Annotated in this window: 12 protein-coding genes; 6 read left to right on the top strand and 6 right to left on the bottom strand. The window is 62.0% G+C overall.

Annotated elements, in window-relative coordinates; all coding sequences use genetic code 11:
* Together AC522E_RS15930 and AC522E_RS15925 are read left to right on the top strand one after the other, a co-directional pair.
* Positions 1 to 1,392: an aldehyde dehydrogenase family protein gene (locus AC522E_RS15930; RefSeq protein WP_500747236.1), complete on the top strand. Its 1,392-nt coding sequence runs from the start codon at positions 1 to 3 to the stop codon at positions 1,390 to 1,392.
* Between the two features lie 7 nt (positions 1,393 to 1,399).
* Positions 1,400 to 2,563, top strand: a complete 1,164-nt coding sequence (locus AC522E_RS15925) for an iron-containing alcohol dehydrogenase (RefSeq protein WP_500747235.1) — start codon at positions 1,400 to 1,402, stop codon at positions 2,561 to 2,563.
* Between the two features lie 106 nt (positions 2,564 to 2,669).
* Here the strand turns inward: AC522E_RS15925 and AC522E_RS15920 are convergent, their stop codons facing one another.
* The gene (locus AC522E_RS15920; protein ID WP_500747234.1) at positions 2,670 to 3,266 is read right to left on the bottom strand and encodes an NADPH-dependent FMN reductase; all 597 of its coding nucleotides are present in this window, start codon (positions 3,264 to 3,266) and stop codon (positions 2,670 to 2,672) included.
* A gap of 102 nt (positions 3,267 to 3,368) precedes the next feature.
* Between AC522E_RS15920 and AC522E_RS15915 the strand changes: the two genes are divergently transcribed.
* The gene (locus AC522E_RS15915; RefSeq protein WP_500747233.1) at positions 3,369 to 3,776 is read left to right on the top strand and encodes a winged helix-turn-helix transcriptional regulator; all 408 of its coding nucleotides are present in this window, start codon (positions 3,369 to 3,371) and stop codon (positions 3,774 to 3,776) included.
* Positions 3,777 to 3,783: 7 nt separating this feature from the next.
* Here AC522E_RS15915 and AC522E_RS15910 read toward each other — a convergent pair whose 3' ends face one another.
* Positions 3,784 to 4,443: an HAD family hydrolase gene (locus AC522E_RS15910; protein ID WP_500747232.1), complete on the bottom strand. Its 660-nt coding sequence runs from the start codon at positions 4,441 to 4,443 to the stop codon at positions 3,784 to 3,786.
* Positions 4,444 to 4,630: 187 nt separating this feature from the next.
* Here AC522E_RS15910 and AC522E_RS15905 point away from each other — a divergent pair, with 187 nt between their 5' ends.
* Positions 4,631 to 5,398 (top strand): potassium channel family protein, encoded by a 768-nt coding sequence (locus tag AC522E_RS15905; protein ID WP_500747231.1) that lies wholly within the window; start codon positions 4,631 to 4,633, stop codon positions 5,396 to 5,398.
* Between the two features lie 31 nt (positions 5,399 to 5,429).
* On the opposite strand, the gene AC522E_RS15900 is transcribed toward AC522E_RS15905, so the two are convergent.
* The 4 genes from AC522E_RS15900 to AC522E_RS15885 all read right to left on the bottom strand — a co-directional run bounded on the left by AC522E_RS15900 (position 5,430) and on the right by AC522E_RS15885 (position 10,895).
* Positions 5,430 to 6,542 (bottom strand): ABC transporter ATP-binding protein, encoded by a 1,113-nt coding sequence (locus AC522E_RS15900; RefSeq protein WP_500750727.1) that lies wholly within the window; start codon positions 6,540 to 6,542, stop codon positions 5,430 to 5,432.
* A 5-nt stretch (positions 6,543 to 6,547) separates the two neighbouring features.
* Positions 6,548 to 8,737 carry an ABC transporter permease gene (locus AC522E_RS15895; protein WP_500747230.1) on the bottom strand — a complete coding sequence of 730 codons (2,190 nt, stop codon included), beginning with the start codon at positions 8,735 to 8,737 and terminating at the stop codon, positions 6,548 to 6,550.
* Positions 8,738 to 8,851: 114 nt separating this feature from the next.
* Entirely contained in the window at positions 8,852 to 9,865 is a 1,014-nt protein-coding gene (locus AC522E_RS15890; RefSeq protein WP_500750726.1) for an ABC transporter substrate-binding protein, read from the bottom strand.
* Positions 9,866 to 10,103: 238 nt separating this feature from the next.
* The gene (locus AC522E_RS15885) at positions 10,104 to 10,895 is read right to left on the bottom strand and encodes an inositol monophosphatase family protein (RefSeq protein ID WP_500747229.1); all 792 of its coding nucleotides are present in this window, start codon (positions 10,893 to 10,895) and stop codon (positions 10,104 to 10,106) included.
* 187 nt (positions 10,896 to 11,082) lie between these two features.
* Here AC522E_RS15885 and AC522E_RS15880 point away from each other — a divergent pair, with 187 nt between their 5' ends.
* Both AC522E_RS15880 and AC522E_RS15875 read left to right on the top strand, forming a co-directional pair.
* On the top strand, positions 11,083 to 11,520 hold the full coding sequence (locus AC522E_RS15880) for an NUDIX hydrolase (protein WP_500747228.1): 438 nt from the start codon (positions 11,083 to 11,085) through the stop codon (positions 11,518 to 11,520).
* Positions 11,521 to 11,648: 128 nt separating this feature from the next.
* A complete protein-coding gene (locus tag AC522E_RS15875; RefSeq protein WP_500747227.1) occupies positions 11,649 to 12,824 on the top strand; it encodes a zinc-dependent alcohol dehydrogenase in 1,176 nt (391 codons plus the stop codon).
* Positions 12,825 to 12,828: the final 4 nt, after the last annotated feature.

The following is a 12,828-nucleotide window of genomic DNA, read 5'->3' as shown; positions in this document are numbered from 1 at the left end:
ATGGCCGATACCGATATCGTCTGCATTTCACCCATCGACGGGCGCGAGCTCGTTCGCCGCCCCATCATGTCCGATGCCGCCATTGATGCCGCCGTCAATGCGGCGCGCGAGGCGCAGAAGGCCTGGCGTGACGTTCCGCTGGCTGAGCGCGCCGCCAAGGTTCTCGGCATGCTTGATGCGCTCGTCGCCATGAATCAGGAGGTGGTGCCCGAGATTGCCCAGCAGATGGGTCGTCCGGTCCGCTACGGCGGCGAGTTCCGGGGCGTGGAGGAGCGTGCGCGCTACATGGTCCGCATCGCGGAGGAGAGCCTCAGGGCCATTCCGGCGGATGACGAGAAGGCGGGCTTCCGCCGCATGATCAAGCGCGAGCCTGTCGGCCTCGTCCTGGTCATTGCGCCGTGGAACTATCCCTACTTGACCGCCATCAACACCATCGCGCCGGCGCTCATGGCCGGCAATGCGGTTCTGCTGAAGCATGCGTCACAGACCGTGCTGGCGGGCGAGCGCTTCCAGATGGCAGCTGACAGGACCGGACTTCCGAAGGGGCTGTTCCAGAACCTCTATCTCAGCCATGACCAGACGGGCCGCATTCTTCAGCAGGGCCTCGTCGATCATTGCAACTTCACCGGATCGGTCTCGGGCGGCCGCGCCATCGAGCGCGCGGCGGCGGGATCCTTTACGTCGCTCGGCCTCGAACTCGGCGGCAAGGATCCCGCCTATGTGCGCGAGGATGCGAACATCGAGCACGCCATCGAGAATATTGTCGACGGCGCGTTCTTCAACTCCGGGCAGTGCTGTTGCGGCATCGAGAGGATCTACGTCCATGAGAAGCATTACGACCGCTTCGTCGAAGGTGCCGTTGATCTCGTGAACCGATATGTCCTCGGCAATCCGCTCGACGAGGCGACCACGCTCGGTCCGATGGCGCACAGGCGGTTCGCGGATCTCGTGCGGCAGCAGAATGCGGAGGCGGTGGCCAAGGGCGCCAAGGCCCATATCGATGGGCAGCGCTTCGCTGCGGATGTGGGCGACACCGCCTATCTGGCGCCTCAGGTCCTGACCCAGGTGGATCATTCCATGAGCGTCATGCGTGACGAAAGTTTCGGACCCACCGTCGGCATCATGAAGGTGAAGGGCGACGAGGAGGCGATCCGCCTGATGAACGACTCGCCCTATGGTCTCTCAGCCGCGATCTGGACGTTGAACGTCGATGCCGCGGAGGCCATCGGCGACCGGCTCGAAACTGGCACCGTCTTCATGAACCGCTGCGACTATCTCGATCCCGCTCTCGCCTGGACCGGCGTAAAGGATACCGGCCGCGGTGCCAGCCTCTCCCGGCTCGCCTATGAGTCGCTCACCCGCCCGAAATCCTTCCACCTCCGTCAGATCTGAGTTCGACATGATAGCTTCTCCCCGCTCCAACTGGAACTACCCGACCGCGATCCGCTTCGGCGCCGGGCGCATCGCCGAACTGGCGGAAGCCTGCAGGTCCGTCGGGATGACCGCGCCGCTCATCGTCACCGATCCGTTCCTCGCGACGCAGCCGATGACGAAGAATGCGCTGGAGGCGCTGAAGGCTGCGGGCCTCAAGGCCGCAATCTTTTCGGACATCAAGCCAAATCCAGTGGAAACCAATGTCTACAAGGGGTTGGAGGCCTTGAGGGCGGGCGGGCATGATGGGGTCGTCGCCTTCGGGGGCGGTTCGGCGCTCGATGCCGGCAAGGTCATCGCCTTCATGAAGGGGCAGACCCGTCCCATGTGGGATTTCGAGGATATCGGCGATTGGTGGACCCGCGCCGACCCGAAAGGGATCGCACCGATCATCGCGGTTCCGACAACCGCCGGCACGGGCTCGGAAGTCGGGCGCGCGGGGGTCATCACGCAGGAGGCGACCCACACCAAGAAGGTGATCTTCCATCCGCTGATGATGCCGAAGATCACGATCTGCGACCCGGAACTCACAGTCGGCATGCCGCCTCATATCACGGCAGGCACGGGTCTCGACGCGCTCGCGCATTGCCTCGAGGCCTATTGCGCTCCCGGCTATCACCCGATGGCGGATGGCATTGCGGTTGAGGGCATTCGCCTCGTGAAGGAGTATCTGCCGCGTGCCTACAAGGACGGGAAGGATATCGAGGCGCGCGCCAACATGATGTCGGCCGCTGCCATGGGCGCCACCGCCTTCCAGAAAGGCCTGGGCGCCATTCACGCGCTCTCCCATCCGGCCGGCGCGCTCTACGACACCCATCATGGACTGACCAACGCGGTCTTCATGCCCTATGTGCTGGTCTATAACCGCACGGCCATCGAGACGAGGATCGAACGCCTCGCCGCCTATATCGGCCTCGAGCCGAGCTTCGAGACCTTCCTCGACTGGGTCCTGCAGCTCCGCAGGGACCTCGGCGTTCCGCACACCCTGGAAGGGCTCAGGATCGATGCGGCGCGTTTCGATGAGATGTCCGCCATGGCGCCGGAGGATCCGACCGCCGGCGGGAACCCGGTCCCGATCACCAAGGAAAGCGCCCGCAAGCTTTATGAGAACGCTCTGGCGGGTGCCGTGTAGAGAACCCCCGTTTCATGAGAACGCGGCGGAGCCCGGCTCCGCCGCTTCTTCGTATTCAAGGTTTTGCGCTCGGTCGCTACAGTCAGGCAGGCTCAATCCGTGCTGATTACGCTGCCTTCGCGGTCGCGGAGGATTTGCGCTGCGCCCGTAGCGGCTTCAAGGCCTCGGTCCATTTGTAGAGCTCGTCGAGCATGGTCGCCGCCGAGGTCTTGTAGATATCGAGCGGCTTGAGAACGCCATTCTCGATATGCGGGAACACCATGGGCATCGGCACCCCCTCGGGGATCGGCATCATCTTGAGAGTCGTCACGATCTGCTTCTCGACCTGGACCGCTCGCAGGCCGCCGGAAATGCCGCCGTAGCTGACGAAGCCCGCGGGTGCGTAATTCCATTCCAGGGAAAGATAGTTCAGAGCATTCAGCAGGGCCGGAGGCGGGCCGTAATTATACTCTGGTGTCACAAAGACGAAGGCATCCGCGGCACTCACGCTCTCGGCCCATGCTTTGGTATGGGCGTTCTTGTAGTTCTGGCGCATCGGGTGCTCGGGCTCATCGAAAACCGGCAGCTTGAAGTCCGCCAGATCCACGAGAACCGGATCGAACTTGCCGTGCTCGGCGGCAAACTCGTTGAACCATTTGGCGATGGTGGGACCCACGCGCCCCGGGCGCGTGCTGCCGACGATGGTATGAAGCTTGAACGTCATCTTATTCCTCGATTTGCAACGGGGCAGAACCGGTATTAAGTTCTGCTTTGTAACCGAGGCTCATTAAGTAACTAATCGGCAGAACCGCAAGGAGGCACTTTCTTGACACCGAGTCACATCCATGTGCCCACCGACTGTCGCACCGTCACCGAGATCCTGTCCCGGGTCGGCGACAAGTGGAGCGTTCAGGTGGTCGTCCAGCTGGGCAGCGGACCGAAGCGCTTCAATGAGATACGCCGCATCGTCGGTGGGATTTCACAACGCATGCTGACGCTGACCCTGCGTGGCCTGGAGCGGGACGGGCTCGTCCATCGCACTGTCTATCCAACGATCCCGCCCCGGGTAGAGTACCGCCTGACGGAGCTTGGCTGTTCGCTGCTGAAAACCGTACGGGCTCTTGGAGACTGGGCGATCCGCAATCGGGACCAGATCCTGGAGGCCCGGCGGCGTTTCGACGCATCGGATGAGGAGAATGCACCCTCGCTCGAAGGACAATCCAACGCGGCGTGAAAGGTCCTCAGGACCGGATCCTCGCCTCCAGGATGTCCCAGAGAGCATGGTCATGAAAGTCGGCAATCGTCCGGTCGGCGCCGACGGCAGCCATTTCCTCGGCCGACAGCCCGGTCAGCATGCCGAAGGAAAATAAGCCTGCCCCCTTTGCCGCCCGCATACCGGACGGCGAATCCTCGAAGGCAATCGCCGAATCCGCCGCAATGCCGAGCCGGTCCAGGGCCGTGAGATAGGGCAGGGGATCGGGCTTGCCCCGGACGACGTCCTCGATCGTCACAGTGACCGCGAAACGCTTCGTCACGCCAATGATATCCAGCATGTGCGTCGCATTCAGGATCGGTGCGTTGGTGACGAGGGCCGCCCGGATTTCATGCCGGTCAGCCCAGTCAAGAAGTTCAGGCAGCCCGTCCAGTGGCCGAAGTTCCGTTGCGAGCCGCCGGAAGGCAGCTTCCTTCCGTTGTGCGAATTGCTCATGCTCCGAGACCGTGTGGTGGGGCAACAGGGTCGCAAAGATGGATTCGTTGGTATGACCGATGATGGAGTTGCGAAACACCACGTCATCGATCACGACACCCTCCGGGCCGAGAATCTCCGCAAAGGCCTGGAGATGGACCGGGTCGCTATGGACCAGCGTGCCATCCATGTCGAAAATCAGCGCCTTGAGCATCAGGTTCGTCTCGTCGATCGGAAGGTGAGGCGGGCATTGCCCAATCATCCGGACAGTCCGTCCGGATGGGGCATTTCCTCTGCAAGAACGGTCAATCCTTACAGATTAATGGGCGACTGATAAACCGATCCTGAATATCTTCACCGGACCGGCGGCTTCCAGGACGCCGAGAAGGCAGGGAGGTCCAATGAGGGTCGTCGACAGGCTGAGATCCCTCTACGAGGGAGATACGCGTGAAGCACACAAGTTCCGGTACGGGCTGCTCGTTTTCGATGTCGTGACAATCCTCTTCATCGTCGTCTCGTCGTTCGTGCCGCGCTTCCAGGCTCAGGAATGGCTCGATGTGGTGATCGGGCTTGCCGTCCTCGCCGATTTCTCCGCCCGCCTCGCCATCAGTCGGACACCTTGGAAAGATTTGGTTCATCCGACCTCGTTCGCCGACATGGCCGCAACGGTCTCCTTCCTGGCTCCCATCGTCGGGGAAGGTATCGGATTCCTGCGCATTCTCCGGACGGTTCGGCTCTTGCGCACCTATCAGTTGCTCGCGAGGCTACGGGCCGACAGCGGCTTTTTCCGGCGCAACGAGGACCTGATCATCGCGTCCGTGAATCTCGGCGTCTTCATCTTCATCATGACCGGGTTCGTCTATGAGACGCAGCATTGGATGAATCCGGCCATCGGCAACTACGTGGACGCCCTCTATTTCACCATTGCAGCCCTGACCACGACCGGCTTCGGCGACATCACCCTGACGGGAACACTGGGGCATCTTATCTCCGTCATCATCATGATCTTCGGAGTGACGCTGTTCCTGCGGCTCGTTCAGGTGCTTCTCCGTCCGCCCAAGGTGCGATTTCCCTGTCCCGTCTGCGGCCTGACGCTCCATGACAGGGATGCGATTCATTGCAAGGCTTGCGGAACGATCCTGAGAATTCCCGATGAGGGCGAAATCTAGGGTGCCGTATTGTCGACACGGGCCCGATGTCTCAAGCGTTGGGAATGACCGCGATGCCGCGCTGCAGGAGAAACGAAATCGAAACCGGCGTTCCGGGCGGGATCGGCTCCTTGCGGCCGTACTGCACGACGAACAGGACACCGATCGACGTCTCCACGTCGTATTCGACTTGGGTGCCGAGATAGGAGGCCTTCCTGACCGTGCCGGTGACGCCGCCCTGGGCCGGTCCTTCATCCAGGATGACGGCATCCGGCCGCACCGCCAGCTTGACCGGTCCGGGACTCACGCCCCGGTGAGGAAGATTCAGGATCATTCCGCCGACACGTACCTTGGCCTCTGAGCCCGACTGTTCGAGAAGTGTGGCGTCGAGAATATTCGCGTCGCCGATAAAGTCGGCGACGAACAGGTCAGCCGGCTCCTCGTAAAGCTCCCGCGGCGTGCCTGTCTGTGCGATGCGCGCATTCGACATGACGATGATGTGGTCGGATACGGCGAGCGCTTCTTCCTGGTCATGGGTCACATAGGCGACAGTGAGGTTCAGGTTCTGCTGCAACTCGCGGATATCCTCGCGCACCCGCCGCCTCAGCTTGGCGTCGAGGTTGGAAAGGGGTTCGTCGAAGAGCAGAACCTGCGGCTCCAGCACCAGCGCGCGCGCCACGGCAACACGTTGCTGCTGGCCGCCGGACAGCTCCGACGGAGCGCGCTTCTCAAGGCCTGTCAGACCGACCAGGGAGAGTTTCTCCATCGCCATGGCATGCGCATTCTTCTTCGGCACCCCCTGTACGATCGGGCCATAGGCAACGTTCTCCAGGACCGACATATGCGGGAACAGCGCATAGGACTGGAAGACCATGCTGACATCGCGATCCGCAGCGGAGAGGTTCGTCACGTCCCGGTCGCCGATTAGGATCTGTCCTGCGCTCGCCATTTCGAGTCCCGCGATCATCCGCAGCGTCGTGGTCTTGCCGCAGCCGGAAGGGCCAAGCAGCGTCACGAGCTGTCCGGGCGCGATGCTGAACGACACGTCGTCGACGGCAACGACATTTCCGTAGCGCTTCGTCACGTGCCGGAACTCGACGGAGGCGGCCTCTTTCCGTGGGGACTTGGACGCTCCCGTAAGAGCGAGCGAGGATACGGTGGACATCTGGTTCATGGAGCGGCCTGGACGGCAAGAGGGGCGGTAGCGGCGCCGGCGCTGCGGCGCCCCAGGCGCCGCTCGCCGACAGCGAACTGGATCGCAACGATCGCAAGGAGCATCACGATGATGAGAACCGTCGAGTAGGCGATCGCGAGACCGAACTCACCGGCCTCGACGCGACCGACGATATAGGTCGTTGCCATGTTGTACTCGGCCGTTACGAGGAAGATGACGGCGCTCACAGCCGTCATCGCACGCACGAAGGAGTAGACCAGGGAGGCGACGATGGCGGGTCGAAGCAGCGGCAGTACGATCCGACGCATGGTGGTGAAGGACCGTGCGCCGAGCGTCAGCGACGCCTCGTCGAGGCTCTTGTCAATTTGGCTCAAGGTGGCGATGCCGGAGCGCACGCCCACCGGCATATTGCGGAAGACAAAGCACATCACGAGGATGAAGCCCGTGCCTGTGATCTCGATCGGTGGCACGTTGAAGGCGAGGATATAGGACACGCCGACGACGGTTCCGGGAATGGCGAAGCTCAGCAGAGTGCCGAACTCGAAGGAGCGCTGTCCCGAGAAGCGCTGGCGCGTGAGGAGGTAGGCCGTGAGCAGACCGATGGCGGCCGTCAGCGGTGCCGAGAGAGCAGCCACCTTGACCGTTGCGAAGAAGGAATCCCAGGCCGATCCCGAGAAATAAAGACCCCATTCTGCCCGCTCGACGCGGAACGCCGTCAGGAAGTGATCAAGCGTCGGCGTGTAGTCCCGACCCATGGAGCGCACGAAGCCGCCCACTGCGATGATGGCGTAGACGACAACTGTGAACAGAGCCCAGGGAATGGCGGTCAGGTAAGATGCGAGGGCGACGCGCCGGGGCAGGGGCAGCGGAATACCCGCGTCGCCTTTGCCTGTCACTGTCGTATAGACCTTCTTGCCGAGCCAGGCGTGCTGGAGCCAAAAGGCCCCCAGAGTGAATCCGAGCAGGATGATCGACAGCACCGCCGCGCGACCCTGGTCCTGCTGGGCGCCGACGACGGCGAAGAAGATCTTGGTCGACAGCACTTCGAAGTTGCCACCCAGGACGAGGGGATTGCCGAAATCGGCAAGGCTCTCCACGAAGCCGAGCAGGAACGCGTTGGCAAGGCCGGGCCGCATCAGCGGCAGCGTTATCGTGAGAAAAGTGGTCCAGCTCTTTGCACGCAGGGTCTGAGACGCTTCCTCCAGGGTCGGACTGATACCCTGCACGACGCCGATGAGCACAAGGAATGCAATCGGGGTGAATGCCAGGAGCTGGGAAATGAAGACGCCGGGCAGGCCGTAGATCCAGCGCGAGCGCGGAACGCCGAACCAATCGTAGAGGATGGCCGAAAAGGCACCGGATCGACCGAAGAGCAGGATCAGGGCGAGACCGATCACGAAAGGCGGCGTGATGATCGGCAGGACGCTCATCACGCGCAGGAGCTTCTTGAAACGGAAACTCGTGCGTGTGGCGATCAGCGCAAAGGCCAAGCCGAGCGCCGTGGTTCCGAAAGCCACCAGGATGCCGAGAAACAGCGTGTTCCAGGCAACGCCGCAGCGAAGGTCGCCGATCAGGCAGTCGAGCCCCCAGATCGAACGGTCCGTGAATTTCGTCACGAAGGCCATCGGAGCGAAGTGGCCCTTGTCGTCGCCGAAGGCGCTGGCGAGAATCGTGGAGACGGGGAAGAACACGAAGACGATGATGAGCGCGATGACCACGCCGATCGACGATGTCACGAAGGCGTCACCGCGGCACCAGCCGCGCGCAGCCAGACCGTGGCACAAAAGAATGAGGAACGAGGCGGCCGTGAGTGCGGCCCCGTAGCCCATGCCAGCCTGGCGCGGCCCCGGCTCGCCGAAGAGGGTTTTGAGGAAGTCGAACGTCCAGCCGTTCAGGCCGATGGCGAATCCCTGTGCCAGAATGAGCAACAATCCGACAACGCCACAGGCGGTCAGCCAGCGCGACAGCGATGATGGATTGGAATGCGCGACAGGTCGCAGCAGCATGAGCAGCGGCGCGAGCACCGGCAGAAGCCACCAGGCACCCTTCAGGCCGAGCGCGAGCCCTGACGCGCTGACCACATAATCGCTCAGGGCGGGTGCCGCTGTGCGTTCAAAGCCGTACCAAGGCAGGATCGCGTATCCGATCCAGCCCAGGACAATCCAGCCGAGGGTTGCCCGCGACATTTCCATCCTCGCACGAGGCCCGAAGAGGGCTGGGGAGCCTTCCTCGGGAATTGCTATGCTTTCAAAAAAGGCGAGGCGATTGCCGCCTCGCCGGATCAGGGAAGAACAGGCCGACTATTTCGGCAGGTTCTTCACCTCGTTGTCCCACTTGGAAAGGAGACGCTTGCGTTCGTCGGACGAGCCGTACTTGGCAAAATCGAAGTTGATGAGCTTGATCTCGCTAAGCTTCGGGGCCTGCGGCGGAACCGGCGTGCTCTTGTTCGAGGGCACTTGGTAGGACTTGGCCTCCGCGCCGAGCTTCTGCGCGTCGGGCGTCAGCGCCCAGTCGTAGAATTTCTTGGCACTGTCCATGTTCTTGGCGCCCTTGATGATCGACATGGAGCCGATCTCGTAGCCCGTGCCCTCGCAGGGAGCGACGACCTTCACCGGAGCCTTGTCCACCACCATCGTCACGATGTCGTGCATGAAGGCGATCCCCACCGTGGTTTCGCCGAGCGCCATGGCCTTGGCCGGCGCCGCGCCCGACTTGGTGTACTGGTTGATGTTCTTGTGGAGAGACTTGAGATAGTCGAAGCCTTTCTCCTCGCCCATGATCTGGATGATGGTGGCCAGCAGCGTATAGGCCGTGCCCGAAGAGTTCGGGTCGGCCATCTGGACCTCGTCCTTCAGCTTGGCATTGAGGAGGTCCGCCCAGCATTTCGGCTCGGCGACACCCTTGGACTTGATCAGCTCGGTGTTGTAGCCGAAGCCGAGCGCGCCTGAATAGATGCCGACCGTGCGGTGCTTGGCCTGCTCCCATTGGCGAACGGCCCAATCCTGCAACTCGCCCATCTTCGGCGACTTGTATTCGACGGTGAGATCCTCCTCGGCGGCCTGCATGTGCGGATCTCCGGTGCCACCCCACCAGATATCGGCGCGGGGATTGGCGGATTCAGCCTTGACCTGCGCGTAGATCTCGCCGGAGCTCTTGCGGGTCATCGAGACCTTGATGCCCGTCTCGCGCTCGAAGGCGTTCGTCATCGCCCGGCACCATTCCTCCTGCACACCGCAATACATCACGAGGGCGCCCTGGGCCTGGGCTGCGCCGGCCGACAGGAACGACAGGGCCGTGGCGGCTCCGGCCAGCATTGTCGCCGCGACGAAGTTCTTTTTCAGTTTCACAAGTATCCTCCCAGATGGTTTGGCTTTTGTTTTTCGTTGGTCGGCTAAGCTCCAACCATTGCGCCTTCCGGTCAAGACTTTTGAGGCGCGTCTTTCGACGTATTCGACTGAATACCAGCGAAGCCTCCAAATAAGACCGGATCCGGCCTGATGGCAGGCTCGGCTTTGCTGTGGAAAAGGTGGGCTTCTCGCCGAATCCCGGGCCTTACGGTTCCTTGCCGATGCCGGTGGCGGCCGACACGGTTTCGGCGAGGTCGGGGGTGCAGGCGAGGACCGGGTTTCCCTTGCGGAGTCCGTCGCGGGCGAGAAAGTTGTTGGTCCAGCCGCCGGCCTCTTCGACGATGAGAAGCCCTGCCAGGACGTCCCATGCATTGATGTGGAGCTCGCAATAGGCGTCGATCCGGCCGTCGGCCACGTAGACGATCCCGAGCGTCCCGGAGCCGGCGCGGCGCACGTTGACGCCGGTCCGCTTCAGGCGCTCAACCATGGCAATATACGGCTCGACCGGCAGGCGGGAGGACCATCCCGCTTCCACCGTCGCCTGCTCGATATGGCCGAGGCCGCTCACCCTGATCGCCCTGCCGTTCAAAGTCGCGCCGCCGCCGCGCCGGGCCGTGTAGAGCTCGTCATGCATGACATCGAGAACCACGCCGATTTCGGTGCGATCGTCCCGGAGGAAGGCAATGGAGATGGCGAAATGGGGGATGCCCCGGGCAAAGTTCGCCGTTCCGTCGATGGGGTCCACCACCCAAACATTCCGCTCGAAGGAGCCGCCACCCTCCTCACCGAAGAACCCATCTTTCGGAAAAAGAGTGAGAAGGCGCTCCCTGATCAGCTCCTCGACCTCGGAATCGGTTGCGGTCAGATAGTCCTGGGGGCCCTTCATGTCAGCCAACTGCGACCGGGGACGCTCGAGAAACCGACGGCGGGCCAGGGCGCCAGCTTCCTTCGCAACCGCGCAGGCTGCCTCGAAACGAGTGTTCAGATCGTCTTGCATGGCGACATTCCCCCGAAACTTCGATGCCCGGCCGGCTGTTGCCAGGCATTCATTTGCATTTGTTACAAAGCGCTGAATTCTATGCCTGTCCGATGGAGGACTTCGATGCTTTGCAGTTTGATTGTTGATTAGCCGGCTCAAATCAATCAGATTTGGGCCCTCACCTCAAGAGTTCCCCTTTCAGAGAATGCCCAAGAAGCCCGAAGCACTTCCCAATGGTAAACTGGCCCAAGTCGCGGCGCTTCCGTTTCGCGTGAAGGACGGAAGGGTCGAGGTGCTGCTCGTCACCTCCCGCGAAACCAAGCGCTGGCTCATTCCCAAAGGATGGCCCATGAAGGGCAAGAAACCGTACAGGGCCGCGGCACAGGAGGCCGTCGAAGAAGCCGGCGTCAAGGGTTCTATCCAGCGCAAGCCCATCGGTCACTATGATTACTGGAAACGCCGGACAGAGCATTTCGACCTGTGTCGGGTCGACGTCTATCCACTTGCAGTGTCGAAACAGCTCAAGACCTGGCGGGAAAAGGGACAGCGCGACGCGCAGTGGTTTCAGGTAGAGGACGCGGCGTACCAGGTTCTGGAGCCGGCCCTGGCCGAGCTTATCCGGCGGCTTCCCGCCCATATCTGATGTCTCTCTAGGTATCCAATGCCTGATTTTTTTGCCTGTCAGGGAACGCATGAACCCGCAGAAAGTCTTTCCTAGCATCACGCGGTCGGCGCTCCGCCGGCCCTCCAGGATGCCGACGGGAGATCAGAATGAAAGCGCTGCGCTGGCACGGAAAGGGGGATATACGCTGTGAAACCGTCCCCGATCCGCAGATCGAAGAGCCCCGTGATGCAATTATCAAGGTAACGAGCTGTGCCATTTGCGGGTCGGATCTGCATCTCTACGACCATTTCATGCCCGGCATGGAGAAGGGCGATATCATGGGCCACGAGACCATGGGCGAAGTGGTCGAGGTCGGGTCATCAGTCAAGAATCTGAAGGTCGGCGACCGTGTCGTGATCCCTTTCACCATCATCTGCGGCGAATGCGAGCAATGCCGCCGCGGCAATTATTCGGTCTGTGAGCGTACGAACCGGAATGCGAACCTCGCGGCCAAGGCCTTCGGCCATACGACTGCAGGCCTCTTCGGCTATACCCATCTCACCGGTGGCTACGCAGGCGGCCAGGCGCAGTATTTGCGCGTTCCCTATGCGGACACGACCCATGTGAAGATCCCGGACGGGCTAAGCGATGAGAAGGTCCTGTTTCTCAGCGACATCTTCCCGACGGGCTGGCAGGCAGCCGTTCAGTGTGACATCGATCCGACGGACACGGTCGCGATTTGGGGCGCAGGCCCGGTGGGACAAATGGCGATCCGAAGCGCCATTCTCCTCGGCGCGAAGCAGGTTATCGCCATCGACTGCGTGCCGGAGCGGCTGAGCATGGCGCAGGCCGGTGGCGCGATTCCCATCAACTTCATGGAAGAGAGTGTCATCGAGCGCCTCAATGAGCTGACGAGGGGGCGCGGCCCTGAGAAATGCATCGATGCGGTCGGAATGGAAGCTCATGTGTCAATGGCGCATCCTGACACGATTCTCGATCGGGCCAAGCAGGCCGTGATGCTCGAATCCGACCGCCCCCATGTGCTGCGGGAGATGATCTATGTCTGTCGTCCCGCAGGCGTTTTGTCCGTGCCCGGCGTCTATGGCGGGCTCCTCGACAAGATCCCGTTCGGCGCCGTCATGAACAAGGGTCTCACCATCCGCACCGGCCAGACGCATGTGAACCGCTGGACCGATGACCTGCTCCGACGGATCCAGGAGGGTCAGATCGATCCTTCCTTCGTTATCACCCACACGGTCGGGCTCGAAGAAGGGCCGCAGATGTACGAGACGTTCCGCGACAAGAAGGATGGCTGCATCAAGGTCGTCCTTAAACCGAACTGAGGTG

The sequence above is a fragment of the Microvirga sp. BF8 genome (assembly GCF_059888585.1).
The sequence above is the reverse complement of the archived record's forward strand: the minus strand, read 5'-3'. Positions and strand labels throughout refer to the sequence as shown.

Bases quoted from the DNA above. Each gene is read 5' to 3' on its own strand.
- AC522E_RS15905 (WP_500747231.1), top strand. From the start codon at position 4,631: ATGAGGGTCGTCGACAGGCTGAGATCCCTCTACGAGGGAGATACGCGT.
- AC522E_RS15895 (WP_500747230.1), bottom strand. From the start codon at position 8,737: ATGTCGCGGGCAACCCTCGGCTGGATTGTCCTGGGCTGGATCGGATAC.
- AC522E_RS15925 (WP_500747235.1), top strand. From the start codon at position 1,400: ATGATAGCTTCTCCCCGCTCCAACTGGAACTACCCGACCGCGATCCGC.
- AC522E_RS15900 (WP_500750727.1), bottom strand. From the start codon at position 6,542: ATGTCCACCGTATCCTCGCTCGCTCTTACGGGAGCGTCCAAGTCCCCA.
- AC522E_RS15875 (WP_500747227.1), top strand. From the start codon at position 11,649: ATGAAAGCGCTGCGCTGGCACGGAAAGGGGGATATACGCTGTGAAACC.
- AC522E_RS15920 (WP_500747234.1), bottom strand. From the start codon at position 3,266: ATGACGTTCAAGCTTCATACCATCGTCGGCAGCACGCGCCCGGGGCGC.
- AC522E_RS15880 (WP_500747228.1), top strand. From the start codon at position 11,083: ATGCCCAAGAAGCCCGAAGCACTTCCCAATGGTAAACTGGCCCAAGTC.
- AC522E_RS15910 (WP_500747232.1), bottom strand. From the start codon at position 4,443: ATGCTCAAGGCGCTGATTTTCGACATGGATGGCACGCTGGTCCATAGC.
- AC522E_RS15890 (WP_500750726.1), bottom strand. From the start codon at position 9,865: ATGCTGGCCGGAGCCGCCACGGCCCTGTCGTTCCTGTCGGCCGGCGCA.
- AC522E_RS15885 (WP_500747229.1), bottom strand. From the start codon at position 10,895: ATGCAAGACGATCTGAACACTCGTTTCGAGGCAGCCTGCGCGGTTGCG.
- AC522E_RS15930 (WP_500747236.1), top strand. From the start codon at position 1: ATGGCCGATACCGATATCGTCTGCATTTCACCCATCGACGGGCGCGAG.